Source organism: Anaerococcus lactolyticus ATCC 51172, assembly GCF_000156575.1.
Taxonomy (GTDB): domain Bacteria; phylum Bacillota; class Clostridia; order Tissierellales; family Peptoniphilaceae; genus Anaerococcus; species Anaerococcus lactolyticus.
On the sequence record NZ_GG666046.1, the window covers coordinates 166,135 to 193,102 of the forward strand.

The following is a 26,968-nucleotide window of genomic DNA, read 5'->3' on the forward strand; positions in this document are numbered from 1 at the left end:
GATATTTCAGAATACGACACACTTGATGAGCTTAAAAACTCTCTAAAAGAAAAATTAGCTGAAGATAAAAAAGCTTATGCTCAAAATGCAAGAGAAAACCAAGCTGTAGCTGCCCTAGTAGAAAAATCTGAAGTGACAGCTCCTGCTAGCATGGTTAATAAAGAAATCGACTATGAAATGCAAAACCTTGATCAAAGACTTCAAGGCATGGGACTAAGCCTAAGCCAATATATCGAGCTTACAAAGATGGATATGGCACAAATCCGTGGCCAATATAAAGAGCAAGCTAGTGCTAGGGTTAAGGCCAACCTTGTAATTGATGAAGTAGTTTTAAAAGAAAACATCGAAGTTACTGATGAAGAAAAAGAAAAAGAACTACAAGAAACTGCTAAAAATTATGGCGTAGAAGACCTTGAAAAATTCAAAGAAATCTTCGCTAAGAACGTATCAGATGATACCCTTGTAGAAAATATTAAGAGAAGAAAAGCTGTAGAACTTCTTGCTTCAAAGGCAAAGGCTCTTCCTCACGAAGAATACCACAAGGGAGTTGAGAAAGAAGCTAAAAAAGAAACTAAGGCTAAAAAAGAAGAAAAGAAAGAAGACTAATAGCTATTCTTAGCAGTTTCCAGGGGAATGCCCCAGAAAGGAGACACAGTGTTAGCTAAAAATTATTTAGTACCAACTGTCATTGAGCAAACAAATAGAGGCGAAAGAGCCTATGATATATATTCAAGACTTCTAAAGGATAGGATAATTTTCCTATCTGGAGAAGTGCGTGATGAAGTGAGCGATATAATAATCGCCCAACTTCTTTTCCTTGAAAGTGAAGACCCAAATAAGGATATACATTTTTATATCAATTCCCCAGGTGGAGTTGTGACAAGTGGTCTTGCCATATATGACACAATGAATTATATAAAACCAGATGTATCTACAATTTGTATTGGCCAAGCAGCATCAATGGGGGCTGTATTATTATCATCAGGAGCCAAAGGCAAGAGATTTTCCCTACCAAACTCCAATATAATGATCCACCAACCATCAGGTGGGGCCCAAGGTCAAGCATCAGACATAGTTATCCAAGCTGAGCAAATCCTAAAAATAAAGGCTAACCTTAATAGGATTTTGTCAGAAAATACTGGCAAAGACTTAGCGACTATTGAAAAAGATACAGACAGAGATTTCGCGATGACAGCAGAAGAGGCCCTAAAATACGGCCTAATTGATAAAGTAATAGAAAGTAATAAGTAAAATGGCTAATAAGGAAAAAAGTACGGTAAGATGTTCTTTTTGTGGTAAGGATGCCAGCCAGGTCAAGAGGATAATAGCAGGGGCAGATGGTTATATTTGCAATGAATGTGTTGAGCTTTGCTCTGATATTATCAAAGAAGAAAAGGGTGGCGATAATGGATTTGATTTTGATTTTAAATTATCAAAACCAAAAGATATTAAGGCCTACCTTGACTCTTATGTAATTGGTCAAGAAGATGCAAAGAAGACCCTATCTGTGGCAGTCTATAACCACTACAAAAGAATTACTAGCAACGAAGACGATTCAGAAGTTGAATTACAAAAATCAAATATTTTAATGCTTGGACCAACAGGATCAGGAAAGACTCTTCTTGCTCAAACCCTTGCCAGAAAGCTTAATGTTCCATTTGCCATTGCAGATGCTACAAGCCTTACCGAAGCAGGTTATGTGGGTGAGGATGTAGAAAATATTATCTTAAAATTAGTCCAAGCAGCTGACTATGACATTGAAGCAGCAGAACTTGGTATAATCTATGTTGATGAGATAGATAAGATTACTAGAAAGAGTGAAAATCCATCTATAACCCGCGATGTAAGTGGGGAAGGCGTCCAACAAGCCCTTCTTAAATTAATAGAGGGAACTGAGGCTAATGTTCCACCTCAGGGTGGAAGAAAGCACCCATCTCAAGAATATATTAGGGTAGATACTACAAATATTTTATTTATTCTGGGTGGTGCCTTTGAAGGCATCGGCAATATCATAAACCAAAGACAAATGGATAAGACCATTGGTTTTGGGGCAGATATTACAAAGAGAGAAAAAACTGACCTATCCATGGTAAATACAGATGACTTATTAAAATTCGGTTTGATACCAGAATTTATAGGCAGGGTTCCGATTATAGTTAGTCTTGATGCTCTTGACGAAGAGGCTCTTGTAAGAATTTTGAAGGAGCCAAAAAACTCCCTAATCAAACAATATCAAAAGCTTTTTGACCTGGATGATGTAAAGCTAAGTTTTAATGACGATGCAATTTCAGAGATAGCAAAAAAAGCCTATGATCAAAAGACAGGTGCTAGGGGTCTAAGGACAATTATTGAAAATCTCCTTTTGGATGTGATGTATGAAATCCCATCAAGAGATGAAATCAAAGAAGTAATTGTAACTAAAGAATCTATTGATGACCATAGTAAACTAGAATATAAAAAGAAATAAAGATACAAAGGGGGAATGCTAGTCATTTCCCTTTTTATAACTAAGAGAGGCAAACATGAAAGAAGTTTATAAAATAAGTGAAGTAAATCTCCCCCTAATACCCCTTAGAGGGTATTGGGTCATGCCTACTACTATGCTCAACTTTGACTCATCAAGATCTATATCAAAAAACGCTGTAGAAAACGCAAAACTTAACAATGAAGAGTTGTTTTTGGTAAACCAGCTTGATATTTTTGATGACAATCCAAAAATGGATGGTCTTCATGAGATAGGCATAGTTGCAGAAATCAAGGAAACTTTTCCTTTGCCAAATGGAGATGTGAGAGTTTTTGTTCAGGCAACAGGCCTTGGGAAAATTAAAAATCTCCATGTTGCAGAAGGTTTCTTGAGAGCTGAGGTTGAAAAATACGAATATATAGAAGAAAATGAAGAAAAAACAGATATCCTAGAAGCACTTCGCAAGCTTTTAGTAAGTGAATTTAGGGATTTTGCCATGATTAATGATGATATCCCTGACGAAATCGCTTATGGCATGACTGAAATAGAAAACTATCACAGGCTAGTGGACTTAATTACTTACCATCTTGATCTTGCACCAAAGGAATATTATCAAATACTTTCAACCTTTAACGCTAAGGAGAGGATGGAGCTTGCCCATAGGATTATAAATAAGGAAATAGAACTTAAAAACTTAGGAACAGAAATAGAGCTTGCTGTTACGGAAAATATCAACCAGTCCCAGAAGGAATACTACCTAAGGGAAAAGATGGATGTTCTGAAGAAGGAACTTGCATCTACTACTGGCCAAGCAGAAAACGAAGTTGATGAGCTTAGGGCAAAGATAAAGAAGATTAAGTTTGACAAACAAGCGAGAAAATCGCTTGAAAAAGACCTTGATAGGCTAGATCTAATCCCAGAAATGAGTCCTGATTATGGGGTTTTGTCATCATATCTAGACTTTGTAGTTGGCCTTCCTTGGAGCAAAAAATCTAAGGAAAGTCTTGATATCAAAAAGGCTTCTGAAATTCTTGATGAGGACCATTACGGTCTTAAAGATGTCAAGGAAAGAATCCTTGAGTCAATAGCAGTTAAGATAAAAAATAAGTCTGTAAGAGGGTCTATAATTTGTTTAGTCGGTCCTCCAGGGGTGGGAAAGACCTCTATTGCTAAGTCTGTTGCTCGCGCCCTAAATCGTGAGTTTGTTTCAATGAGACTTGGTGGGGTGACTGATGAATCTGAGATTCGTGGTCACAGGAGAACCTATGTTGGTGCCATGGCAGGTCGTGTCATTGCCAATATCAATAGAATTGGAGTTAAAAACCCAGTTTTTCTCTTAGATGAGATTGACAAACTAGGATCAGACTTTAGGGGAGATCCATCAAGTGCATTGCTTGAAGTCCTAGATCCAGAGCAAAATGATAAATTTATTGACCGTTATTTGGATATACCATTTGATTTGTCGGATGTATTTTTCCTAACTACAGCCAATGACATCAACGCCATTCCAGATGCGCTTTTTGATAGGCTAGAAGTGATTGAATTATCTGGCTATACCCTAAGTGAAAAGCTAAATATTGCCAAAAAATATTTGATTAAAAAGCAGATGGCAAATACAGGTTTGAAGGAAGATGAATTTTCAATTTCAGATAAGGTTATAGAAAGAGTGATAAAGGCATACACTCGTGAAGCAGGTGTGAGGGAGCTTGAAAGGCTAATCGGCAAGATTTGCCGTCGCTCCGTCAAGGAAATCCTTGAGGGCAAGAAAACCATCAGGGTGACCATGCAAAACTACACCAAGTTTTTGGGTCGTGAGAGATTTATTGACGATCATATCCTAAAAGAAGAGAAGGTGGGAGTTGTAAATGGTCTTGCTTGGACATCTGTTGGTGGAACTATGCTTACAGTTGAAGCTAACGTCATGGAAGGTAAGGGCAATGTAGAATTTACTGGTTCTCTTGGCGATGTCATGAAAGAATCTGGACAGGCAGCTCTTGTCTATATAAGGTCAAATGCAGGTAAACTTGGTATTAAGGGTAAGTTTTACGAAGATAAGGATATCCATGTCCATGTTCCAGAAGGGGCAACTCCTAAGGACGGCCCGTCTGCAGGTATAACTATGACCACAGCCATTGCTTCAGCCCTTACAGGCAGGAAGGTTAAAAATAATCTCGCCATGACAGGTGAAGTCACAATCACAGGTGATGTTTTAGCTATTGGTGGCCTAAAGGAAAAGGCCCTTGCAGCCTACGCTTATGGCATTAAAAACGTGATAATTCCAAAGGATAACGAGCGTGATACAGAAGACATTGACAAGGAAATCAGGGATAAGATTAACTTTATTCCAGTATCAAATGTCTCAGAAGTTATAGAAAGAGCTCTCATATGAAAATTAAAAATATAGAACTCGAACAGGTGGCAGGTTTTAAGGCCCAGTGGCCAAAAGATGCCTTGCCTGAGATTGCATTTGTAGGTAGGTCTAACGTCGGCAAGTCTTCCTTTATAAATTCATTTTCAAATAGGAAGGCCATTGCCAAGATTTCTTCCAAACCGGGTAAGACCAGGACTATAAATTTTTATAGGGCAAATGATACTTTTAGGCTAGTAGACCTACCTGGCTATGGTTTTGCCAAAGTATCTAAGGCAGAAAAGGCCAAGTGGGATAAACTAATCAACGAATACCTCCACGACAGGGAAAACCTCAAGGAAGTATTTTTGATAGTAGATATCCGCCACGAGCCAACAGCCCAAGATAAGCAAATGTATGAGTGGATTATTGATTCTGGCTATATGGGTTTTGTAATCGCAACCAAGTTTGACAAAATCTCTAAGGGTCAAATCCAAAAACACATTAATCAAATCAAAAAGAAACTAGAAATAGAAGACGAAGGCCTAATCTTCGCCTACTCCTCAGAGACCAAACACAACAAGGACGTCTTAGAAGAGCAGGTTGAAGTTATAATAAATGCTTAAAAATTGCAAGCAAAAAGTAGGTGATTTCACCTACTTTTTTGATGTTTATTTTGCAGATAGTGTAAAGACTGCGATTTTTTCGTAATTTCCGTCTGTTAGTCTGCCTGAGTTTTTATTTATTTTTGAAGCTGATAAGGTGAAGGTGATTTCTCTGCCGTCCTTGATTTCATCTAGGCTTAGGTCTGAGAAGTCTTTGTTATAAATGAAGGTGGATACGCCATTATCAACTGTTCTTAAGTCAATTTCGATTTTCTTGCCGTCCTTATCTACACCATTAAGTTCATAAGTGTAGTCCTTATCTAAACCTTCGAGTACTGCTGTCATGGTGATTGGGTTTATTTTCATTAACTTAATTTTTGCCCCATTTTCAAGTTTATAATTTTCTGCTAATACTTTATTGTCTTTATTTACTATATTTGAACTTGCTTTGATTGATACAACTTCATTTGAAGTGCCGCTTCCAATGTAAAGGTCAATATCTGCTTGATTTAGTTCTGGGAAAGTCTTGTTGAATGTTGTCATAGATTCAGAAACAAAGGCCTTGCCGTCATCTGACATTCCTTTTGATCCACTTGAACCTAAAGCCTTGTAAGTTTCACCATTCATTACTATTTTGTAGATATTTGTGTTATTAGAAATATCTTCTTCAAGGCTTCTTCCCTTTGGGTCTTGTAGGATAGTTGAGTAGACCTTGTCATCTTCGATTACAAGATTTTCGAGCACAATTGATTCATCGCCTATTTGTATTGGTTTATGAAGTTCTGTTACGTACTTGTATGATTCAGGACTTGCTCCTATTGTTTCCATCATAGAGACTTTAAGGTCTGTAAAGGCCTTAGAAACTTCTGCTCTTACAGGAGGAACAGTAAGTCCTAGCGCAAGCAAGAGGGCTGCTGCAACTGCCATATATTTTTTATTTGATTTTTTCTTATAAGTTTTTGCTGTCATATATAATTTCTCCCTTTCTATATCATTTAATTCAAATTCGTTAGTTTCAAAGTCTAGGTCGTTTATCTTATCATAAACATTTTTCATTTTGGATTTCCTCCTTGATTTTTTTCTTACCCCTGGCTACCCTGTTGTAAAGTCCTGCCTTTGATATGTCGTAGACCTTAGCCAAATCATCGTAGGAATAGCCTTCAATAAATAATTTCCTAAAAATTTCTCGGTCTTTTTCGTCAAGGACCTTCAAAATTTCTTCTGTTTCGTCAATACTTATGTCATCATCAGTTGATAAGTAAGGAGAAACTTCGTCCAAATCTACACTCTTGTGCCTGATTTCCTTTCTTAGGGCATCTATAGCTTTATACCTTGCCACACCAGCGCACCAGTTTTTAAAAGAAGACCTTGCAGGATCAAAGGAGTCTATATTATCCCAAACTGCGAGCACGCTATCGTTTAGGACCTCCATCCTGACATTTTCATTAAAGGTAAGAACCTTATAGATAGATGCCTTCATAACCGGGCCATAGGAGTCGATAAAGGCTCTAAGGGATTTTTCATCTCTATTTTTTATGCCTTGTATTATTTTTTCTTCATTCATATGCCCTCCTTCACCTATGTATTCGTAGAGAGTCCTAACTTTCTATCAAATAAAAAAAATAATTATAAATATGCGTTATTACGACCCAAGACCTAACCTGTGTGCATAAATAATTTATTAGATAATTATTTATAAATATTGCTTCAATTGGCTAGCTTAGGTGCTCGCAAAGGTTTCATATCTTTGATATCATACTGGTGAAACAGAATACATAAAGGAGAGTGTATGAAAAAAATAAAACATTAGCATTATTACTTTCAATATCTATGCTTTCATCAGCTTGTGGTGGAACAAAAACTGATAATAAGGCAGGAGATGGCAAAGATTCTACAGTCGGTGAAACTACAGGTGAGGGTACAGCAAAGGGTCACAATGGTGATCTTAAGGCAGTTGTAACTTTTGATGGAGATAAGATTGCTAAAATCGATCTTACTCATGAAGAAACAAAAGGTCTAGGCGATGAGGCAGCTGATAAGCTTGTTGACGAAATTATTGCAAATAATTCTGTAAATGTTGAGACAGTTTCAGGTGCAACAGTTACATCTACCGCTGTTATAGAAGCAGTTAAGGCTGCCATCCAAGCTAGTGGTAGGGATGTAAAGAATTTTGAAGCTAAAAGCGAAGCTAAAAAAGGTGAGACAGTTGAAAAAGAAACTGATGTAGTTGTAATTGGTGGTGGTGCAGGTTTTGCTGCAGCAGTTAGTGCCAAGGAAGTAGGAGCAAATGTAATCCTAGTTGAAAAACTTGCAACAGTTGGTGGTAATACTCTAATTTCTGGTGGAGAATATGCTGCTCCAGATAATGACCTTCAAAAAGAAGAAGGCACCAAGGATAGCAAGGAACTTTTTGCTATAGACGTAGAAGAAGCAGGTGAAAATCCAGAACTTATCAAGGTGCTTGCTGATAAGGCTACAGAAGATGCTTATTGGCTAAGAGATGACATCGGAGTTAAGTGGTTAGATTCACTAATGTTCTTTGGTGGTCACTCTGTAAAAGATCTCTAATTCCTGCGGATCACACAGGTAATGAACTAATCAAAAACTACCTAAAGAAAGCAGAAGAATTAGGAATAGAAGTAATCAAAGAAGCAGATGTAAAAGAAATCTTATCAAAAGATGGAAAAGTTTGTGGTATCAAGGCAGAAACCAAAGAAGGAGACCTAGTTGTAAACGCTAAGTCAGTTGTAGTTGCATCAGGTGGTTTTGGTGCCAATGCTAAAATGTGCTATGAATATGATAAGGAAATCGACGAACACGTCAAATCAACAAACTCACCAGGAGCTACAGGAGATGGTATCCTAATGGCAGAAAAACTTGGTGCTGATACTGTTGACATGGATAAAATCCAACTTTACCCAGTATGTGACGTTGAAACAGGCAAACTTCTTTACTGTGGAGACACTAGACTTGTTGGTGGCGCCCTTCTTGTAAACAAAGAGGGTAAGAGATTTGTAGAAGAATTGGGCACAAGAAGAGAAATCTCAATGGCAATCAAAAAGCAGATAGACTATGTTGGCTACCTACTTTGGGATGAAACATCAAACGAAAAAACAGGCACTATGAAATCAAATCCAGAAGAAGCAGAATCTTTAGTTGATAGGGGCCTAATGGTTAAGGCTAACACTCTTGAAGAATTAGCTGACCACTTTGGAATCGACAAGGATGCCCTTCTTGAAACAGTTAAGACTTTCAATGAAAACTCTGCAAAGAAAGAAGACCCAGAATTTAACCTAAGAATGTTAGGCTGGCAAGTAAAAGATGCTCCATTCTACATGATGAAGGCAGCCCCAGCAGTTCACCACACCATGGGTGGTCTAAAAATTAATACAGACGCTCAGGTATTAAACAAAGACGGCAAGTGGATTGAGGGACTTTATGCAGCAGGCGAAGTTACAGGTGGCATCCATGGTTCAAACAGACTTGGATCAGTAGCTATGGCTGACATCACTGTATTCGGAAAAATAGCTGGTGAAAATGCAGCAGCAAACGCAAAAAAATAATATATAATATTTAAAATAGCTCTTCGGAGCTATTTTTTATTTAATTAATAAGATTGCTAATAATTGTTTAACTTTAGTTGCTTTACGGTATATATAAGATAGCGAAAAAATATAAAAGCTTTAATCAAAAGCTAGGAGAATTTATGATACAAACTGAAATAAAAAACAAGATAGGAATAATTTATTTAGATAGGCCTCAGGCCCTAAATGCCCTAAACCGACAAATGATAGGAAAAATCGAAGAAACTTTGAAATCTTGGGAAAAGGACTCGGAAATCAAGGCTATTTTATTTGACTCAAAATCAGAACGAGGATTTTGTGCAGGGGGAGACCTTAAGGAAATATATGTAGATTATCTTAAAAATGATGAGGCTAAGGATAAGGACATATTTTTCAAAGAGGAGTTTGCCCTTGATAAATATATAATGACCTACCCAAAACCAATCATTAGCCATTGGTTTGAGGTTACCATGGGTGGGGGAATAGGTCTTAGCATCCATTCTGACCTAATAATAGCAGATGAAACTGTGAATTGGGCCATGCCAGAAACAAGTCTTGGCTTTGTTCCAGACGTGGGAGTAGGATATTTCATATCAAAATTACCACAAGCCATGGGTCAATATGTGGGCTTACTTGGGGCAAGGCTTTATCCAGATGACCTTCTAAGCTATGGATTTTGTCATATGCTGATTGATTCAAAAGACTATGGCGAACTTGTTAATAGGCTTATGGATATGGACGCAGATTCAGAAAATTTGATAGAAGATTTTAAGGAAAAAGTCCTAGATTTGAACCAGCTTCCAAAAGAAACAAAGAATACCAAAAATTTAGAAGAAATAGAAAAGCACTTCTCAAAAGATGGGGTAGAAGAAATCAAAAATAGTCTAGAAGCAAGTGATTCTGATTTTGCAAAAGAAAGTCTGGCTATATTAAATAATAGAGATCCTTTTATGTTAGAAGTCCAATTCAAAAAATATTTCCTAGGCAAAAAGCTGACAAAGCAAGAAACTATTGACTTAGATTTAGAAATTATTAAATACGGTCGAAAAACAGGTGCTCTTGAAGAAGGCATTAGGTCAGTTCTGATAGATAAGGACAAAAATCCAACCTGGCCAACAAAAAGTCTCGAAGATGTGGACCACGAAGAGGTTGATAGGCTTTTAGGGATCAAATAGGAGAGAAATCCTACTTGGAATAAATAAGGATTAAAAATTATAAGCCATATATTTAAGGGCCAAAGCTAGCTTGTTTATGGGCTCACAGGCCCTAGTGTAAGCTAATGGAAATTTGGTCAATAAATTATATAATATTTCTGAGGTGATTAGATGAATATAGGAATTTTAGTAGCAGTTGAATTTGATGCTTTTTATAACATCTACAAAGAACCAATCGAAAGGTACAAGCATGGTAGCTTTGAAGTTTTGAAATACCATATCCATGGCAAGGATGTCTTTGTTTGCCCTTCAAGTGCAGGGCAAATTCGTGCTGCAATTGCTATGACCCTTCTACTTGATGTTTATAAGTGCACTACCATTATAAATTATGGGGTTGTGGGCGCTTTAAATGATCGCAAGGTGGAAGAGCTTACTGTTGTGGAAAGTGTGAGCCATTACGAATGGGACACATCTGATGTAGATGACGTAGCAAAAGGCCAATACGAGATTTTTGATGATGTTGCTATGAAAACTACGGGCAAGCTTGTAGATTTGGCAATGAAGATTGACCCACACTTGGAAAAAGTTAAGCTTGCTTCAGGTGATAAATTTATAGCAGGTCTTGATGCAAAAAGCAAGCTAGCCAAGGAGTGGTCTTGCGATATTGTCGACATGGAAGGAGCTGCTATTGCCCTAGCCTGTCACTTGTATGGGGCAGATTTCCTCATGATAAAGGCAGTATCAGATGCACTAACTGAAGGTGGAGCAGAGTTTTATGCAAATTTTGAACGTGCGTCAAAAGTCGCAGTTGGGATAATTGATGATATCATCAAAGCTCTTTAATTTTTGCTCTAGGGATAAAATTCATTTATAAAGTGAATAAATTTGGGCTTTTAAAGAGGAAAATATCTGTAAAATGATTTGGGAATTGAAAATATAAAGATTTTTAATAAAAATTGGCAAGCAAAAAGCAAGGCATGAACCTTGCTTTTTAAAATACTAAATTTCTGCTGAATTTTCCCAAAGACCGTGGATGTTGCAATAAGAAAGTGCGTAAACTTCGCCGCCCTTGTCTGTTTTAACTCTTGCTTCAACACATGGTTGGGTGAAGATTTCTTCTTCACCGTGAGCCTTGAATTCATAAGAACCAACTTCGATTGGGAATTTTGCTCCTTCTGGTTTGAAGAAAACTTTGATCCATGCGATGTGGTGTTCAAATGTGTTTGGGTGAGCAACTTCTTCACCAACGTTAGCCTTGATGTGAACAAGACCATCTTCTTTGGCGATGTGGATTACTGGAACGTGTTTTTCAGCTTTCCAATCAGCAGTTTGAATTGTTTCTGTTAGTTTCATATTATTCCTCCATATATTATAGTCTACATTAAATAATATACCCTAGCTGATGATTTATAAACACTTATTTTTCAACAAAGTTACTTTAACAAATTACTATATTGCAAATAATTCTTCTTAAAATATAATTAAATAAAGGAGCAACTATGGATAGGTTAAAAGAATTAAAAGAAGCAAGAGAAGCCGTAGACCAAGTTATTGTAAGGATAGATGCAGGAATCAAGCAATTAGAGTCAGCATCATCTTGGGGTATCCTAGATATTTTAGGAGGAGGCTTAATTTCAAGCCTTGTTAAAAGAAACAAGATAGGAGAGGCAAATCGTAGCCTAGAAGAAATATCGTCTAGTCTTAAATCATTGAATAAAGAACTAAGTGATGTTGATATAAGCTTGCCAGATACCATACCAGATAGTTTCTCAGACGAGTTATTTGACATGGTTTTTGACAATATCTTCACCGACATAAGAGTCCGAGGAGAAATAAAAGAAAACTTAGTTGCCTTAAAAGAATTAAGATACGCCATAGTAGGTCTAGGTGAGAAGCTCGAAAAAGAAATAAGAGAATTGGAAGCGAAAAATTAAGGAGTAGGAAAAAATGGACGTATTATTAGTGGTTGATTTGCAAAATGACTTTGTAGACGGTGCCCTTGGTAATGAGGGCAATGAGAAGATAGTCAGTCCGATTGAAAAATTGGTGGATGATTTTAAGGGTGAAGTGATTTTTACTAGAGATACTCACGAGGAATCTTATTTGGAAAGTCTTGAGGGCAAACACCTACCTGTGACCCACTGCATAAGGGGAAGTAAAGGATGGGAAATAAAAATCCCTACCAAGGATAAAAAGATAATAGATAAGCCTTCTTTTGGGTCTTATGAACTTGTTGATTATCTTAAAGACTTAGATAAAAAAGAAAAAATCAAAAATATTTACATGGTTGGAATTTGTACAGACATCTGTGTCCTATCAAATGCTATCATGATCAAAAATGCCCTTCTTAATACAGAGGTGACAGTCATTGAAGACTTGTGCAAGGCTACAAGCGAAGCTGCCCATCAAGCAAGCCTAGTCGCCATGGCATCCTGTCAGGTAAATATAATAAAATTTGCTGATTTTAGGCAAGAATTATAGGCTATGAGTTTCAGTACTCATAGCTTTTTTTGTTGGATTTTTTTATATAATATTTTTATTTGCTATAATAGAAATAGAAAAACTAAAGGAGCTTTTATGAAACTTGAAATTTGTATTGATTCATTTGATGGGATGGTTGGTGCTTTTTATGGTGGGGCTGATAGGGTTGAGATTTGCTCGGCTTTAAGTCTTGATGGGCTTACACCAGATGTTGGTCTTGTTGATATTTGTTGTGAGTATGAAGATATAGAAAAATTTGTCATGGTTAGGCCAAGGCCAGGACATTTTACATATGATGATTTTGAGCTTGGCCAGATGAAGGCGACAATTATTGCTTTTAAGGATAAGCCAATCGATGGCTTTGTCCTTGGTGTCCTTGATGAGGAGGGTAGGCTTGATATAGAAACTATGAAGGAACTTGTATATTTAGCTTTTCCAAAGAAGGTTGTTCTTCACAGAGCTTTTGATTATTCAATCGACGGTGAGGAAAAAATCGAAGAGTTGATTAAGATGGGATTTGAAAGAATCCTAACTTCTGGCAAAAAACCAAAAGCTGTTGATGGTTTGGATTTGATAAGGGACTTGCAAATTGAATACGGAGATAGGATTGAAATTATGGCTGGCTCTGGGGTTAATCATGAAAATATCAAAGAAATTTACGAAAAAACCGGCATAGAAAATTTCCATTTATCAGCTAGTTACACAGGCCAAAGCGAAATTGCCTATGATAATTTTGGCAAGGCTTTTGATGATTATAGGTGGACCAGTTCCGGCCTTGTTGAAGCAGCGAGATTAGCTATTGATGACTTAAAAAAATAAAAATTGTGATTTGAGTCATAGTAATTTTTCCAATCTTTGTTAAAATAAAAATAGAATTTAGAAAGTTAAATAAGTTTTACAAAGGAGGAAATATGATTAAAGATAGCAAAATTATTTTGGTTGGTGATGGTGCAGTAGGTTCATCTTTTGCCTATGCTTCAACAATCTTAGGTATAGGTAGGCAGCTTGGAATTATAGATTTAAATGAAGATAAGGCTGAGGGTGACGCTATGGATCTCTCAGATGCCTTATCATTTACTAAACCAAAGGAGATTTTCAAGGCAGATTATTCTGATTGCAAGGATGCAGAAGTGGTTGTAATCACAGCTGGAGCCCCACAAAAACCAGGTGAAACCAGACTTGATCTAGTAGGCAAAAACCTAAAGATTTTTAAGGATATGATTGGTAAGATTAAGGATTCTGGCTTTGAGGGAATTTATGTAGTTGCTTCAAATCCAGTAGACATCCTAACCTATGCAACATGGAAATATTCTGGTGCTCCTGCAGAAAAGGTAATCGGTTCTGGTACAAGTCTTGATACATCAAGGTTTAAAAAAGAAATTGCTTCCCTAATTGGCATTGACCCAAGAAGTGTTGATGCTTTTATCTTAGGTGAGCACGGGGATACAGAATTTCCAGTATGGTCCCATACCAATGTTGGCGGTCTTCCAATTTATGAATGGGTAGCCAACCACTCAGAAGTAGACGAAATGGCCCTATTAGATACTTTCGAAAAGGTAAGAAACGCTGCCTATGAAATAATAAATAAAAAGGGAGCAACTTTTTACGGTATAGGCATGGCTCTTGCTAGGCTTGTAGAATCTATCATAAATGACGAAAATTCAGTATATTCAACCTCATCCTACCTTGATGGTGAATATGGAGAAAAAGATATTTTCATTGGTGTTCCATCAGTAATCGGCAAGGAAGGCGTAAAGTGGGTAATAGATGTGCCACTTACAGATACCGAAAAAGAAAGAATGAAAAAATCAGCTGACACCCTTAGAAAGGTAATGGTTGATTCTGGGCTTGTAGAAGATAAAAATTAATAAAAAAATAAGGGAGTAGGATTCTACTTCCTTATTTTTTGCATAGTAAATTATTTTAGTTTAAGGATATGACAATCTTCCTTATTGTGGGGAATTATACGTTGTAATTTTACCCAACGCAGAGCCTATTTATATCCCCATGGCTCTTATAAATAGTTTTATAAGATTTTTTTATCTTATTGTAGTGATCAAATAATTTGATTTTTTGATCCTTGTCGGCATATACTTTCCAGTAGCCGTTTACTAGAAACTTAGCCCCCTTATTTTCTATAAAACCAACTACGTCCTCATAGGGGTAGCCAAGAAAAATACCTATTTCGTGGGGAAAAGATTCTTTTTTAAACCTATATTTCAAATGCCTAATGCATTGATCAAGGTCATTTGTCTTATAGCCCAGAGTTGATAAGAGGTTTTTTATCTTTGTTTGGTTTATTACGTAAGATAATTTTGCGGGTCTATAAGCAAAAATTTGAGCGGTTTTTTGGTCGGTCTTAAGTATTTCTACGTACATATTTTTCTTGTTAAGTATTTCATTCCACTCAGAGACCATTTTTTGGATGTTGATATTTTTAATGTTTTTAAAAGTAAATAGATTTGCGATTTTTTTATTAGCTAAGGTCTGTGATGCGTAATTAACCAATAAAAATTCATTCATTTTATTGTAAGGCTTTAGCTAAATCTGAAGCTGCCCTTCTACATTCTTTTAAAGCATCGTCATCTGGATAATCATAAGCAATTAGTCCATCACAAACTAGGTTTATACCGTCACCTTCGCATCTTTCTTGCCAAGTGTGCATCCATTCACCCTCAGCCCATTCATAAGAACCAAATATTAAAACAGGTTTATCTGAAAGAGATTTTTCCACGCTTTCAAACATAGGTTCAAATTCACCTTCTTCTAATTCTTCAGATCCCATAGCTGGACAACCAAAAGCAAATCCGTCATAATTTGCTACATCGCCTTCGCTGAATGAAGAACAATTAATTACTTCTGCTTCTAAATCAGAATTTTTAAGCTCATCAGCTATTTCATTTGCCATGGCTAGAGTGTTACCGGTACCTGACCAATAAACTATTGCTACTTTTTTCATGTTTTTCTCCTTAATTTGATTTCGTAATTTATGATATTAATAATCCTTATCAATATTTATGAGACTGATAATCCTTATCAACATCTATCCTAATAATAAACTATTGTTTGGTTCTTGTCAAGCATTTTTTTATTTTTTTATTAAAAAATGAAGAAAAGCTAGATTTCAATCTTTATATTATAGTATATGTAAAAAAATAGGGTAAAAATTCTAGTTTGAAAGATAAGAATACTAAATTTTGGCAAAATATAAAAATTAATTAAAAAACTATATATAAATCATATTATTTCTAAATTTGAATTCTTTTTATATAGGTGTATTATAAAGTGAGGACACAAAAAAACAAAGGTTAATAATCATAAATCTAAAGTTTAGATAATGAAAGATAATGAATATAAATATTCGGATTATTAATTTAATAATGAAGTAAAAATAATATAATATGATTAATACTTTATTTTCACTGCAAATTGATTATTAAAATATAAGGCTAAAAGATTTTAACAAAAGCAAAATCCTATTTTATTGAAATTATTAAAAGTCTCAGTTTATATTTTTTGGTCCTATTTAGAAAGGAAGTTAGTGATGAAAAAAATATCAAAATTTATTTCATACCATCCTAGGTTGGTACTTTTGGTGATGACTCTTTTACTAATACCATCATGGATTGGCTATAAGTCCACAGGGGTAAACTATGATATCCTATCATATTTGCCAGAAAATCTTGAGTCTACTCAAGGCCAGGAAATCCTTGATAAGGACTTTAAGAATGCTGCTACGGGTATGCTTATCCTAAGGGGAACTGACCACGATGCAGACAAGTTAAAAAAAGAAATATTAGAAATAGATGGGGTTGAGGATGTAATTTCAAAGTCTTCAATCGTGGGCGATACAGTTCCTAATGAATTTTTGCCTGATGAGATTAGGAAGGCTTTTTATGCGAAGGATTCAACTCTTTTGATGGTTAAATTTTCTGAGTCATCTTCGTCTTTTAAGACTATGGAGGCTATAGATCATATAAGGAATCTTGAGTCAAAGGAAAAATACCTAAGTGGTATTTCTTCTTTGGTTAAGGATACTAAGGACTTAATTGATAGGGAAACGCCGATTTATGTTGGCTTGGCGGTTGCCTTGGCTCTTGTTGTTTTATCTTTGGCCAATGAATCAACTATTATCCCATTTCTCTTTATGCTAAATATAGGTTATGCAATTTTGTATAACTTTGGGACAAATTTTTTCTTGGGAGAAATTTCCTATATTACTAAGGCAATCGCAGCAGTTTTGCAACTTGCTGTTACAACAGATTATTCGATTTTCCTTTACCATAGGTATGTAGAGAAGAAAAAGAAAAATGAAAGCAACAATGAGGCTATGGCTAAGGCTATTGATTCGACTTTAGCATCTATCTTTGCCTCTTCCCTTACAACATTTGCTGGATTTTTAGTGCTTTTATTAATGCAGCTGGGTCTTGGTAAGGATATAGGTCTTGTAATGAGTAAGGGAGTGCTTTTAGGACTTATTTCAACAGTTGTAGTCTTGCCACCAATGATTCTCCTTGCTGAAAAACTTGTAAACAGGTTTAACCACAAGGTTTTACTTCCTGATTTTTCAAGGATAGCAAATTTTACAATAAAACATAGGAAAAAACTTTTTATAGTATTTTTGATTTTGTTTATCCCAGCTGTCTATGGGGCAAGAAATACTAATCTTTATTACAATTTGGACAGGTCACTTCCACAAGATCTTGACTCTATTGTTGCCCTAAACAAGATGAAAAAAGACTACAATATGGCCTCAAGTCACTTTATAGTGGTCAAGGAAGACCTTTCAAAAACAAGTGTAAATTCGATGATAGAAGAAATTAAAGATGTGGAGGGGGTAAATAATGTCCTAAGCGTAAATTCAATGACAGGCCTTACTGTGCCAAGCGAAATATTACCTCAAAAATTAAAGCAAAACTTCGTTCAAGACGGCTATCAGATGATCATGGTTAATTCAGAATACCAAACAGCGTCAAATGAAGTTAATAACCAGATTGCAGAAATTGATAAAATTGTAAAGTCCCATGATGCTGATGGAAAAGTTACAGGTGAGGCAGTTTTAACAAAAGACTTGACAATCCTATCCGATAGGGATTTTAAGATGGTAAATATCGTTTCGCTTATAGTGGTATTTCTAATCATAGCCTTAGTTTTCAAGTCATTTGCAATTCCGATTATTTTGATTAGTGCAATTGAACTTGCGATTTTCATAAATATGGGAATTCCATTTTACTTTGGCCACACCATTCCATTTATCACTTCGATAATTATAGGTGTAGTCCAATTAGGTTCAACCATTGATTATTCAATACTTATGATGGATAGGTTTATCTTTGAATATAAAAAACATAGAAATCTAGAAAAGGCACTTGATTTGTCAGTAAGGGAAACATCAAAATCAATAGTTACATCTGCACTTTCATTTTTCGCAGCAACTATTGGTGTAGGTATCTACTCAAAGATGGAAATTGTATCAACTATTTGTATATTTTTGGCTAGGGGTGCGATAATTTCAATGCTTGTAATAATTATCTTCCTACCTGCCATAATAGGGCTTACAATTCCCTTTATCGAAAAAACTACAAAAGGATTTAAGGAAGGAAAAGAAAATGAATAAAAAATTTGTAAAAGCTCTAGCAGTTTTAAGTGTAAGTTCAATTCTTGGTGGGAATATCGCCTATGCTAGTGCGACTAAAACTTATAAAAATGAAACTGTTTATGTCACCAAAGAGGCGGATAAAGTCAAAGATAAGACTGTTTCAGTTTGGATAAACAAGGACGGAAGGACAGATGTAAAGGATAAGTCAGACCTTAAAGACATTAAAAATCTTGAAACTGATGAAAAAATCGAGACCAAGGACGGCTTTATTGATATAAATTCTAAGGATAAAGACTTTTATTACCAGGGAAAGACCGACAAGGACTTGCCTGTGGATGTAGAAATAAAATACGAACTAGAGGGTAAGGCCATAGATTTTAAAGACCTAGAAGGAAAGTCTGGCAAGGTAAAAATTACTATCACAGCCCACAACAAGGTAAAAGAAAAGCAAAAATCTGGCAAGATGATTTACTCACCATACCTTGTAATGACTGAGATGACCTTTGCAGATGACCAGGTAAAAAATATCGAGGCTGATTCAGCAAAAATCGTTAAAGACGGCAAAAACCAAATAGTAGCCGGGGTCCTTACTCCAGGTCTAAGGGAAAATTTTGCTGGCCTTCTGGATGCTGAAAAGCTCGCTAAGTTTAAGGACCAGATTGAAATTGAAATAGATGTAGAAAATTTCAAACCTAGCGAAGCCTATGTTGTAATTACAAACGAAATCTTCCAAGACGGTAAAAGCTTAGGATCCTTTGATGATTTGGAAAGTGGACTTGATGAATTAACAACAAATGCAGGAAAACTTGTGGATGGTTCAGGCAAACTCAAAGAAGGAAGTCAAAGCCTAAATAAAGGGATTTCTGACCTTGCTGATGGATCTGAAAAATTATCCGCAGGATCTGAGAAGTTGATTGCAGGTTTTGACCAAATGAGTGGAGCCTTTGCAAGCTTGCCAGAAAAAATTGGACCAATGGAAAATGCCATTTCTGCCCTAGATAAGGGAGGTGCTAATTTAAATCAGGGTCTTAACCAATATACAGGTGGTCTTTCTGAGATTAATTCAAAAATGGGAGATTTGATGGATGGTGCAGACCGTTTGAATCAAGGTGCGACCAAGTTAAATGCAGGCATTGAAAGGCTCAGCCAAGGAAGTAAGGAACTTAGGGAAAAATTATCCCGAGATGCCAAAGGAGGCAATCTATTAGAATTTGCGACCTCTTTAAAGGCCTTAAGAACAGGTATTGATGACTTTAGCGGGAATATAAATCCTATGGCTGAATCCTTAGAAAAATTAAACCAAGGCCTAAAATCAGCAAGTGAATCTTCAGAACAAATATCAAAATCCCTAGCTGACTTAAGCGCTGCAGGAGAAAATGCGCCAAATATCGAAGGGGTAATATCAAATATTAATCAGAACGCGGCTAGTCTTGAAAGTCAAATAGCTAGTCTTGAATCTAAAAATGCTGATGGGGCTTTGACAAGCGAAATTGAAAGTCTAAGGGCAATTAAAAATGAACTTTATGGCCAAAGTCAAAAACTTGGCGCCAGTGCAAAGGTAAATGCAGAAATTTACGCTAGTTTAAAAAACTTAAGCGGAGCATCAAATGAGCTTACAAGTGGCCTTAACAAATTGAGCCTGGGCCTCGGAGAGATGAGTGAAAAGCTTGATGGATCTAAAAATGATCTAGAAGAAGCATCAGTCAAACTAGGAGCGGGTATAGAAAAAATTGAAAGTGGCTTATCTGATTCCGACCTAATGAAATTAGGGGAGGCCCTAAGCCAACTTGATGAGGGCTTAGATAAGTTAAAGGAAGGTTCTGAAAACATGGTGGCTGGTACACAAGCCAATAAGGAAGGAGTGGATAAACTCGTTAATGGTTTAAATTTATTAGATTCAAAATCTGCTGACCTAAGAGAAGGCTCAGAAAAATTATCAGATGGTCTTAGCGAATTTAAGGAAAGGTCTAAAGCTCTTAGTGAGCTTGGATCAATAGATGATAAGGCTTTAAATCCGATGGCTAAGGGGCTTTCTGACTTAAATAAGGGAATACTTGACCTAAGGACAGGTGCACTTAAGCTAAAAGAAGGGTCAGATACTTATAATGAAAAGTATGAAGAATTTGACTCAGGACTTAGAAGATACAAGGAAGAAGGTATTGATAAATTAGCCGAAAAAACCGGAGATATCAAAGAAATAGGAGAAATTCTAGACCAAATGTCAAAGCTTGCTAAGAAAAACAATTCAATATCAGGCTCAACTGATGATATTGAGACAAGATCAAGGATAATAGAAAAAATCAGATAAGATATTGATATTGAAAAATCTAGGAAAACTCATATAACAATATCAAGAGAAGCCACCTCTTACAAAGCTGAGTATTTGAGACAAAATAAATTCACCAAAAAGACGCCAGGTCTTCACGAGCCGACGGGCTTGTTGCTGGCGTCTTTTTATTGTTTACTTGTCGTAAAGGTCTAGATACTTTTTTACAAAAATTAAGATTAACCCTACAAACAAGTGGAAAGAGAAATTTTCCCAGATGATTTGAGACAAAATGTTCTCAACTTTCTCCACCTAATAAAATATGGTGTTAGGCACTAATATTATATAATATAAATTAGGCCAGTAGGGATTAAAAAAATATAAAAATTTTCAATCAAAAACTGCCAGGATTGTTCTCCTGACAGATTATTTTTTTATTCTTCTACAAAGGTGATTTTACCTTCTTCTAATTTTGCAATTCTTGCTAGGGAGTAGATATCTATGTCCATATCTTCTATGAGCTCTCTACCTTCGCTGAAGGATTTTTCGATTACAATTCCAAGTCCTGCTGGATTTGCTCCTGCTTGTCTAACTATTGCAATCATGCCTTTAGCGGCTTGACCGTTGGCTAAAAAGTCGTCGATCATTAGGACGTTTTCGCCTTCTTTTATGAAGTCTTTTGAGACTATAAGTTCGTTTGTAACTTGCTTGGTAAATGAATATACGCTTGAATGATAGAAGTTATCACCTGTGGTAAGTGATTGTTTTTTTCTGGCAAAAACGCAGTCAACTTCGAGCTCGAGGGCTGTAGCAAGAGCTGGGGCTATACCAGATGATTCTACAGTTAGGACTTTATCGATTTTTTTGTCTCTAAAGTAGTTTGCAAACTCAACACCCATTTTATGGATTAACTTTGAGTCGATTTGTTGGTTTAAAAAAGAGTCAACTTTTAGTATGTTAGGACCAATAACAATCCCATCTTTAAGAATGCGTTCTTCTAGTTCTTTCATCATGTCTCCTTATATATTTTAAAAATCTTCCTATGTACTTTAAATAATTATAGTCTTTCCCTATAAAATAGTCAATCAATTTCTATAGTTGTAACAAATCCGTCTTGAAAGATTTTGATTGACTTTGATTGATTTTGAAACTATAATGTTTGTATGATATTGGAAAAACGTTTAGAAATAATTATAGATACTCTAAAAAAAGAGGAAGCGGTATCAAATAAATTTCTTACTGATAAGCTAGGAGTCAGTGAATCTACCTTAAGGCGAGACTTGTCATATCTGCAGGATATGGGCAAGATTACCAGGGTGCATGGAGGTGCGGTTTTAAATTCTATCGCTGCTAGAGAGATAAATTTCACTGATAACCAAAAAACTATGCTTCAAGAAAAATCTCTAATCGGTCAAAAGGCTGCAAGATTAATTAAGGATGCTAAGTTTATTTACCTAGATGCTGGCTCTACCTGTAATGAGTTAATCGATTATTTATCTAGTGATCAAGATATTACTGTAGTCACAAATGGGCTTATGCATCTTGATAAATTAATTAATAAAAATATTCCTACTATTCTTTTGGAAGGCGAGGTCAAACCAGCAACTAAGGTTACTACTGGGTCAAAGACTTTAGAAGCAATCGCTAGATATAATTTCGATCTGGCTTTTATTGGTGCAAATGGTTTTGATAAGAGGGGATTTTATACAGCAGATGTAAATGAAGCTGTGGTTAAGTCTAAGGCTATAGAAAATTCTACCAGAGCCTATGTTCTTGCTGATAGTTCCAAGGAGAATGTAAAATATTTTGCAACTATAGCTAAGAGAGATGAAATTAAGTTAATTACGGAGGAAAAATGATTTATACAATTACAACAAATCCTGCTATTGACTACATCTTAAGATTTGATAAATTTGAAGATGGAGCCACAATCAGGGCTAGGGAAGACGAAAAATACCCAGGTGGCAAGGGGATTATGGCGAGCAAAATCATCCACAATCTTGGTGAGAAGTCAATAAATCTTGGTTTTGTCGGTGGTTTTATTGGCGAGTATATAGCAAACGCCATAAAACAACTGGGTCTAGGCGAAAATTTCGTTAGAATAAAGGAAAACTCAAGAATTAATGTTAAGCTTAAGTACGATAAGGAAACAGAAATAAATGCCAAGGGGCCTCATATTTCTAGTAAGGAAGTTGAGAGTTTTTTTGAAAGTCTAAGAGATGCTAAAAAGGGAGATATCATTGTTATTTCAGGATCCTTGCCATACTCCTTGGATTCTAATTTTTATAAGAAAGTCATAGAAAAAACAGAAGCAGATTTCACTATTGATATAGCTGACAAGAAACTTCTAGATTATTTGTCCTACAAACCTCTCTTGGTTAAGCCAAACGAAGAGGAGCTTGGAAAAATTTTCCAAACTGAAATTACCGATGATAACTTAGTAGCCTATGCTAGGAAGTTAAATGAATTGGGTGCTCAAAATGTAATTGTTTCTCTCGGTGCAAGGGGTTCGATTTTTGTAAGTGGCGATGAAGCCTACAGGGCAAGACCTATTGATGGAAAACTTGTAAATTCAGTTGGTGCAGGTGATTCAATGGTAGGTGGTTTTGTATATAGCTGTGTTAATAATTATAAAAAAATTGACGCTTACAAACTAGCAGTGGCATGTGGAAGTGCAACAGCTTTTAGCCCAGATATAGCTAGTAAAGATATGATTGATGAAATATTAAAAAAAGTAGAGGTGGAAAAAATTGGAAATTAAAGATTTACTAAAAAAAGACCTGATGGTCCTAGATCTTAAGGCAGAGACCAAAGAAGAAGCTATCAAAGAAATAGCTGATAAGTTTTTCGAAAAGGGTTATGTAAAAAGTGCGGAAGATTTTGCGGAGGGTCTAAGGGAGAGAGAAGCCCAAGGTTCAACAGCTCTTGGCGAATCTGTAGCCATTCCTCACAGCAAAAATAAAACAGTAATAGAACCAGCAGTCCTCTTTGCTAGAAAAAAATCTGGTCTTGACTATGATGCCCTAGATGGGATGCCAACAGAGATTTTCTTTGCAATTGCAGCTCCAGATGGGGAAAATAATCTCCACGTTGCAACCCTTGCAGAGCTTTCAAAGATGATTATGAAAGATGGATTTATAGGTGACCTTAAAAAAGTAGAAAACGAAGACCAAGTCTATTCTGTGATTGAAAAGTATTCTGCAAAAGAAAAACCAGTCCAAAAGGAAGCAGAAAATAAAGAAGTAGCTAAGGCTACTATAAATCTTCTTGCAGTGACCGCTTGCCCTAACGGCATTGCCCATACCTACATGGCCCAAGAGGCCCTAGAAAAGGCAGCCAAGGCCAGGGGAGTAAATATCAAGGTAGAAACCAATGGGTCTGACGGTATTAAAAATAGGCTCACAGCAGAAGAAATCGAAAAGGCAGACGCAATCATTATTGCAGCTGACAAAAAAGTAGAAACTGCTAGGTTTAACGGCAAAAAAGTAATCCAAAGACCGGTATCAGACGGAATCAGAAAGGCAGATGAGCTTGTAGATAAGGCGATAAAGGGCGAAGCAAATATCTACCACGAAGAGGCAGGTGCGAGTGCAGTTTACAAAGAAGAAAGCCAATCAATAACTCAAAAAATCTATGGCGATCTCATGAACGGTATTAGCCACATGCTCCCATTTGTAATCGGTGGTGGTATCTTACTTGCAATTTCTTTCCTCTTTGAGAGATTTACTGGTGATAAATCAACAATCTTCACCTTTCTAAATGGACTCGGAGGAGATGCTTTTAGCTTTTTAATACCAATCCTTGCAGGCTATATTTCTTACTCTATAGCTGATAGGCCAGGCCTCATGCCAGGTATGGTTGCAGGTCTAATGGCAAGTCGTGGTGCAGGTTTTATAGGTGGCTTAATAGGTGGTTTTATAGCAGGTTATGTAGTAAACTTCCTTAAAAAAGCTACAAGAAACCTTCCAAAATCAGTTGAAGGTCTTAAGCCAATGTTAATTTACCCAGTTTTAGGTCTCCTTATTGTAGGAGCAATAATGTTTTTTGCAATAGACCCAGTCTTTACAAGTGTAAATAATTTTATTAACAATTGGTTAACTAGCCTTTCTGGCACAAATATGGTTTTACTTGGCGCCCTTCTTGCAGCCATGATGGCAATAGATATGGGTGGTCCAGTAAATAAGGCAGCTTATGCTTTTGCAATCGGTGCTTTCACAGATACAGGAATTGGCACCTTTATGGCAGCTGTAATGGTAGGTGGTATGGTACCTCCAATCGCAATTGCCATTGCAACAACATTTTTCAAAGATAAATTCAACGAAGAACAAAAGAAAACAACAGTTACAAACTACATCCTAGGCGCATCTTTTATCACAGAAGGAGCTATTCCATTTGCGGCAGCTGAGCCACAAACAGTTCTCCCATCCTGTGTAATAGGCTCTAGCTTAGCAGGCGCAATCGTAGGCTACTTTGGAGTAAGCGCCCCAGCACCACACGGAGGAATCTTCATTCTTCCAGCTATGGGTTCTTTAAACCAAGCACTTTTATTTGTAGGAGCAGTTCTAATAGGAGCAATAATCGGAGGACTTATCCTAGGAGCAATCAAAAAGAAACCAGAAAACCTTAGATAATAAAATTTTATATTTCAAATTAAAAAATATCAGAAGCAAGTCTTCTGGTATTTTTTTGTCTAAAAAATGAATTATATTTTACTTGAGTTATAATATCTGTAAAAGCTCAAAGGAGAAAATATGAATAAAGCCGCAATTTTACACTTAAGTGAAAGTTTTATGGCCTATGCCATAAGCCTTGATCAAATAAATATTAGGTTAAGAGCTGATAGAAAAGATAAACTTGATGTGAGACTTGTCTATACTTATAAATGTGACTACCCACACGTCTGGAAAGAAGAAAAGATGGAGAAGACCTTTGAAGATGAAAGCTTTTCTTATTATGAGATTAACCTAAAACTTTTAGATAAGAGACTGGCCTATGTTTTTAAGGTAAGCGATGAAAATGAAACTTATTATTTGAGTGAAAATGGGCTTGAAGAAGTCTATGATTTTGAAAACTTTTATTTTACATCCTTCCACATGCCTTATATCCACGAAGCAGACTTTTTTGAGCCTGTGGAATGGATGAAAAACGCTGTGTTTTATCAGATATTTCCAGAAAGATTTAGGAGAGGAGATTTTTCTAAGGATGACTCCTACATTAACCAAGCCTGGGAAGACTTACCAACTCCAAGTTCTTTTGCTGGTGGTGACCTTAAGGGAATTATAGAAAAACTTGACCACATCAAGGACCTCGGCGTGACTTGCCTATATTTGACTCCGATTTTCATATCGCCAACCAACCACAAATACGATAACATAGATTATTTTGAAATTGACCCACAATTTGGAAGCAAGGAGGATTTTAAAAAACTTGTAGAAAAGGCCCACAGTTTTGGCATAAGAATAGTCCTAGATGCAGTCTTTAATCATATGTGCCACGAAAATCCAGTTTTTAAAGACGTAAGAGAAAAGGGTAAGGAATCTATTTATTACGATTGGTTTTATATAGATGGGGACAAGGCTGATATAGAAAAAATAAATTACGAGACCTTTGCCCACGTTTATAATATGCCAAAACTTAAAACTTCTAATAAAGAAGTACAGGATTATTTAATAAAAATCGGCAAGTATTGGATAGAAGAATTTGACGTTGACGGTTGGAGGCTAGATGTATCAGATGAGGTCAGCCACGATTTGTGGAAGAGATTTAGGAAGGAAATCAAATCCGCCAAGGCCGATGCAGTTATAATTGGCGAAAATTGGCACAATGCAGAAGCCTTCCTTAGGGGAGATGAGCTTGATTCTATAATGAATTATGCCTTTACCAATACCTGCCTAGATTATTTTAAGGGAAAAATTTCTGCCCAAAAAGCAAGTGATAAGTTAAATATGATTCTTATGAGAAATAGAGATGCGGCAAATAGAATGATGTTAAACTTCCTAGATACCCATGATACACCAAGATTTATTACAGAAATCGGTGGATCTTTGGATAAAACCCTTGCTGCCATCGCCTTAAGCGTGGTCTACATGGGAGCAAATTCTCTTTATTATGGGACAGAAGTAGGACTTGAAGGAAAAGGGGATCCTGATTGTAGGAGGACCTTCCCTTGGGAGAAGATAGAAGAAAAGCAAGATGTATTAGGAAAAATTAAAGAAATCCTCGCAGTTAAAAAACACGAAGCCATAAAAAATGGTGGGATAAAAATTTATAGCGAGGGAGATTTGTTAATTTTAGAAAGATTTGTAAATGAAAAGACCCTAAGTCTTGCCATTAACCTAGGCAAAGAAAAAAACTTTGACTTAGGATGCAAAGAAATCCTCGCAGCTGGTAATTTTAAGAACCAAAAACTCGGAGAAAATAGTTTTGTAATATGGGAAAAATAAAAAAGATATGGGGAGACTAGCCCGTCGGCTCGGGGAGACCAGCATG

25 protein-coding genes are annotated in these 26,968 nt (G+C 36.2%); 19 read left to right on the forward strand and 6 right to left on the reverse strand.

What is annotated here, in order from left to right:
• From HMPREF0072_RS12465 to yihA, 5 genes are all read left to right on the forward strand, one after another.
• Nucleotides 1–606, forward strand: a 606-nt coding sequence (locus HMPREF0072_RS12465) for a trigger factor (RefSeq protein WP_004828049.1), incomplete at its 5' end; no start/stop codon positions are given.
• 48 nt (nt 607–654) lie between these two features.
• Nucleotides 655–1,251, forward strand: coding sequence for an ATP-dependent Clp endopeptidase proteolytic subunit ClpP (gene clpP / locus HMPREF0072_RS05380; RefSeq protein ID WP_037326878.1), 597 nt, complete (start codon nt 655–657; stop codon nt 1,249–1,251).
• A gap of 1 nt (nt 1,252) precedes the next feature.
• A complete protein-coding gene (clpX, locus tag HMPREF0072_RS05385; protein WP_004828054.1) occupies nt 1,253–2,467 on the forward strand; it encodes an ATP-dependent Clp protease ATP-binding subunit ClpX in 1,215 nt (404 codons plus the stop codon).
• A 55-nt stretch (nt 2,468–2,522) separates the two neighbouring features.
• The gene (gene lon, locus HMPREF0072_RS05390; RefSeq protein WP_004828056.1) at nt 2,523–4,853 is read left to right on the forward strand and encodes an endopeptidase La; all 2,331 of its coding nucleotides are present in this window, start codon (nt 2,523–2,525) and stop codon (nt 4,851–4,853) included.
• Entirely contained in the window at nt 4,850–5,437 is a 588-nt protein-coding gene (yihA, locus tag HMPREF0072_RS05395; RefSeq protein WP_004828058.1) for a ribosome biogenesis GTP-binding protein YihA/YsxC, read from the forward strand. The genes lon and yihA overlap by 4 nt, the downstream gene beginning before the upstream one ends.
• Before the next feature lie 45 nt (nt 5,438–5,482).
• Here yihA and HMPREF0072_RS05400 read toward each other — a convergent pair whose 3' ends face one another.
• Both HMPREF0072_RS05400 and HMPREF0072_RS05405 read right to left on the reverse strand, forming a co-directional pair.
• Entirely contained in the window at nt 5,483–6,472 is a 990-nt protein-coding gene (locus HMPREF0072_RS05400) for a hypothetical protein (RefSeq protein WP_004828061.1), read from the reverse strand.
• Complete coding sequence (locus HMPREF0072_RS05405; protein WP_004828064.1) at nt 6,456–6,980, reverse strand: sigma-70 family RNA polymerase sigma factor; 525 nt, start codon at nt 6,978–6,980, stop codon at nt 6,456–6,458. Before HMPREF0072_RS05405 ends, HMPREF0072_RS05400 begins: the two co-directional genes overlap by 17 nt.
• Nucleotides 6,981–7,201: 221 nt before the next feature.
• Between HMPREF0072_RS05405 and HMPREF0072_RS12590 the strand changes: the two genes are divergently transcribed.
• The 4 genes from HMPREF0072_RS12590 (at nt 7,202) to HMPREF0072_RS05420 (ending at nt 10,976) form a co-directional block, all read left to right on the forward strand.
• The gene (locus HMPREF0072_RS12590; protein WP_004828065.1) at nt 7,202–7,984 is read left to right on the forward strand and encodes an FAD-binding protein; all 783 of its coding nucleotides are present in this window, start codon (nt 7,202–7,204) and stop codon (nt 7,982–7,984) included.
• Nucleotides 7,933–8,979: an FAD-dependent oxidoreductase gene (locus tag HMPREF0072_RS11985; protein ID WP_004828067.1), complete on the forward strand. Its 1,047-nt coding sequence runs from the start codon at nt 7,933–7,935 to the stop codon at nt 8,977–8,979. Before HMPREF0072_RS12590 ends, HMPREF0072_RS11985 begins: the two co-directional genes overlap by 52 nt.
• 143 nt (nt 8,980–9,122) lie before the next feature.
• Nucleotides 9,123–10,154, forward strand: coding sequence for an enoyl-CoA hydratase/isomerase family protein (locus tag HMPREF0072_RS05415; protein WP_039931166.1), 1,032 nt, complete (start codon nt 9,123–9,125; stop codon nt 10,152–10,154).
• Nucleotides 10,155–10,304: 150 nt separating this feature from the next.
• Nucleotides 10,305–10,976 (forward strand): 5'-methylthioadenosine/S-adenosylhomocysteine nucleosidase, encoded by a 672-nt coding sequence (locus tag HMPREF0072_RS05420; RefSeq protein WP_004828071.1) that lies wholly within the window; start codon nt 10,305–10,307, stop codon nt 10,974–10,976.
• 156 nt (nt 10,977–11,132) lie between these two features.
• Here HMPREF0072_RS05420 and HMPREF0072_RS05425 read toward each other — a convergent pair whose 3' ends face one another.
• Nucleotides 11,133–11,486, reverse strand: coding sequence for a class II SORL domain-containing protein (locus tag HMPREF0072_RS05425; protein ID WP_004828074.1), 354 nt, complete (start codon nt 11,484–11,486; stop codon nt 11,133–11,135).
• Between the two features lie 146 nt (nt 11,487–11,632).
• On the opposite strand from HMPREF0072_RS05425, the gene HMPREF0072_RS05430 reads away from it, so the two are divergent.
• From HMPREF0072_RS05430 to HMPREF0072_RS05445, 4 genes are all read left to right on the forward strand, one after another.
• A complete protein-coding gene (locus HMPREF0072_RS05430) occupies nt 11,633–12,067 on the forward strand; it encodes a hypothetical protein (RefSeq protein WP_004828076.1) in 435 nt (144 codons plus the stop codon).
• A 13-nt stretch (nt 12,068–12,080) separates the two neighbouring features.
• The gene (locus HMPREF0072_RS05435; RefSeq protein WP_004828077.1) at nt 12,081–12,614 is read left to right on the forward strand and encodes a cysteine hydrolase family protein; all 534 of its coding nucleotides are present in this window, start codon (nt 12,081–12,083) and stop codon (nt 12,612–12,614) included.
• 96 nt (nt 12,615–12,710) lie between these two features.
• On the forward strand, nt 12,711–13,433 hold the full coding sequence (locus HMPREF0072_RS05440) for a copper homeostasis protein CutC (RefSeq protein ID WP_004828079.1): 723 nt from the start codon (nt 12,711–12,713) through the stop codon (nt 13,431–13,433).
• A 95-nt stretch (nt 13,434–13,528) separates the two neighbouring features.
• Complete coding sequence (locus HMPREF0072_RS05445) at nt 13,529–14,482, forward strand: L-lactate dehydrogenase (RefSeq protein ID WP_037326934.1); 954 nt, start codon at nt 13,529–13,531, stop codon at nt 14,480–14,482.
• A 109-nt stretch (nt 14,483–14,591) separates the two neighbouring features.
• On the opposite strand, the gene HMPREF0072_RS05450 is transcribed toward HMPREF0072_RS05445, so the two are convergent.
• Both HMPREF0072_RS05450 and HMPREF0072_RS05455 read right to left on the reverse strand, forming a co-directional pair.
• A complete protein-coding gene (locus HMPREF0072_RS05450) occupies nt 14,592–15,137 on the reverse strand; it encodes a DUF3793 family protein (RefSeq protein WP_004828083.1) in 546 nt (181 codons plus the stop codon).
• A gap of 1 nt (nt 15,138) precedes the next feature.
• A complete protein-coding gene (locus HMPREF0072_RS05455) occupies nt 15,139–15,573 on the reverse strand; it encodes a flavodoxin (protein ID WP_004828085.1) in 435 nt (144 codons plus the stop codon).
• Nucleotides 15,574–16,158: 585 nt separating this feature from the next.
• Between HMPREF0072_RS05455 and HMPREF0072_RS05460 the strand changes: the two genes are divergently transcribed.
• Both HMPREF0072_RS05460 and HMPREF0072_RS05465 read left to right on the forward strand, forming a co-directional pair.
• Nucleotides 16,159–18,231 (forward strand): efflux RND transporter permease subunit, encoded by a 2,073-nt coding sequence (locus tag HMPREF0072_RS05460; RefSeq protein ID WP_004828087.1) that lies wholly within the window; start codon nt 16,159–16,161, stop codon nt 18,229–18,231.
• Complete coding sequence (locus HMPREF0072_RS05465; RefSeq protein WP_004828089.1) at nt 18,224–20,521, forward strand: coiled-coil domain-containing protein; 2,298 nt, start codon at nt 18,224–18,226, stop codon at nt 20,519–20,521. Before HMPREF0072_RS05460 ends, HMPREF0072_RS05465 begins: the two co-directional genes overlap by 8 nt.
• A 392-nt stretch (nt 20,522–20,913) precedes the next feature.
• On the opposite strand, the gene HMPREF0072_RS05470 is transcribed toward HMPREF0072_RS05465, so the two are convergent.
• Nucleotides 20,914–21,489, reverse strand: coding sequence for a xanthine phosphoribosyltransferase (locus tag HMPREF0072_RS05470; protein WP_037326849.1), 576 nt, complete (start codon nt 21,487–21,489; stop codon nt 20,914–20,916).
• A 153-nt stretch (nt 21,490–21,642) separates the two neighbouring features.
• Here HMPREF0072_RS05470 and HMPREF0072_RS05475 point away from each other — a divergent pair, with 153 nt between their 5' ends.
• From HMPREF0072_RS05475 to HMPREF0072_RS05490, 4 genes are all read left to right on the forward strand, one after another.
• Nucleotides 21,643–22,338 (forward strand): DeoR/GlpR family DNA-binding transcription regulator, encoded by a 696-nt coding sequence (locus HMPREF0072_RS05475; protein WP_004828093.1) that lies wholly within the window; start codon nt 21,643–21,645, stop codon nt 22,336–22,338.
• Nucleotides 22,335–23,240 (forward strand): 1-phosphofructokinase, encoded by a 906-nt coding sequence (gene pfkB / locus HMPREF0072_RS05480; protein ID WP_004828097.1) that lies wholly within the window; start codon nt 22,335–22,337, stop codon nt 23,238–23,240. Before HMPREF0072_RS05475 ends, pfkB begins: the two co-directional genes overlap by 4 nt.
• Entirely contained in the window at nt 23,230–25,110 is a 1,881-nt protein-coding gene (locus HMPREF0072_RS05485) for a PTS fructose transporter subunit IIABC (RefSeq protein ID WP_004828099.1), read from the forward strand. The genes pfkB and HMPREF0072_RS05485 overlap by 11 nt, the downstream gene beginning before the upstream one ends.
• A gap of 120 nt (nt 25,111–25,230) precedes the next feature.
• Complete coding sequence (locus HMPREF0072_RS05490; RefSeq protein WP_004828101.1) at nt 25,231–26,922, forward strand: glycoside hydrolase family 13 protein; 1,692 nt, start codon at nt 25,231–25,233, stop codon at nt 26,920–26,922.
• Nucleotides 26,923–26,968: the final 46 nt, after the last annotated feature.

Excerpts from the sequence above, each read along its gene's own strand:
- clpX (WP_004828054.1), top strand. The coding sequence starts at position 1,253 with ATGGCTAATAAGGAAAAAAGTACGGTAAGATGTTCTTTTTGTGGTAAG.
- lon (WP_004828056.1), top strand. The coding sequence starts at position 2,523 with ATGAAAGAAGTTTATAAAATAAGTGAAGTAAATCTCCCCCTAATACCC.
- yihA (WP_004828058.1), top strand. The coding sequence starts at position 4,850 with ATGAAAATTAAAAATATAGAACTCGAACAGGTGGCAGGTTTTAAGGCC.
- HMPREF0072_RS05400 (WP_004828061.1), bottom strand. The coding sequence starts at position 6,472 with ATGAAAAATGTTTATGATAAGATAAACGACCTAGACTTTGAAACTAAC.
- HMPREF0072_RS05405 (WP_004828064.1), bottom strand. The coding sequence starts at position 6,980 with ATGAATGAAGAAAAAATAATACAAGGCATAAAAAATAGAGATGAAAAA.
- HMPREF0072_RS05415 (WP_039931166.1), top strand. The coding sequence starts at position 9,123 with ATGATACAAACTGAAATAAAAAACAAGATAGGAATAATTTATTTAGAT.
- HMPREF0072_RS05420 (WP_004828071.1), top strand. The coding sequence starts at position 10,305 with ATGAATATAGGAATTTTAGTAGCAGTTGAATTTGATGCTTTTTATAAC.
- HMPREF0072_RS05425 (WP_004828074.1), bottom strand. The coding sequence starts at position 11,486 with ATGAAACTAACAGAAACAATTCAAACTGCTGATTGGAAAGCTGAAAAA.
- HMPREF0072_RS05430 (WP_004828076.1), top strand. The coding sequence starts at position 11,633 with ATGGATAGGTTAAAAGAATTAAAAGAAGCAAGAGAAGCCGTAGACCAA.
- HMPREF0072_RS05435 (WP_004828077.1), top strand. The coding sequence starts at position 12,081 with ATGGACGTATTATTAGTGGTTGATTTGCAAAATGACTTTGTAGACGGT.
- HMPREF0072_RS05440 (WP_004828079.1), top strand. The coding sequence starts at position 12,711 with ATGAAACTTGAAATTTGTATTGATTCATTTGATGGGATGGTTGGTGCT.
- HMPREF0072_RS05450 (WP_004828083.1), bottom strand. The coding sequence starts at position 15,137 with ATGAATGAATTTTTATTGGTTAATTACGCATCACAGACCTTAGCTAAT.
- HMPREF0072_RS05455 (WP_004828085.1), bottom strand. The coding sequence starts at position 15,573 with ATGAAAAAAGTAGCAATAGTTTATTGGTCAGGTACCGGTAACACTCTA.
- HMPREF0072_RS05460 (WP_004828087.1), top strand. The coding sequence starts at position 16,159 with ATGAAAAAAATATCAAAATTTATTTCATACCATCCTAGGTTGGTACTT.
- HMPREF0072_RS05465 (WP_004828089.1), top strand. The coding sequence starts at position 18,224 with ATGAATAAAAAATTTGTAAAAGCTCTAGCAGTTTTAAGTGTAAGTTCA.
- HMPREF0072_RS05470 (WP_037326849.1), bottom strand. The coding sequence starts at position 21,489 with ATGAAAGAACTAGAAGAACGCATTCTTAAAGATGGGATTGTTATTGGT.
- HMPREF0072_RS05475 (WP_004828093.1), top strand. The coding sequence starts at position 21,643 with ATGATATTGGAAAAACGTTTAGAAATAATTATAGATACTCTAAAAAAA.
- pfkB (WP_004828097.1), top strand. The coding sequence starts at position 22,335 with ATGATTTATACAATTACAACAAATCCTGCTATTGACTACATCTTAAGA.
- HMPREF0072_RS05490 (WP_004828101.1), top strand. The coding sequence starts at position 25,231 with ATGAATAAAGCCGCAATTTTACACTTAAGTGAAAGTTTTATGGCCTAT.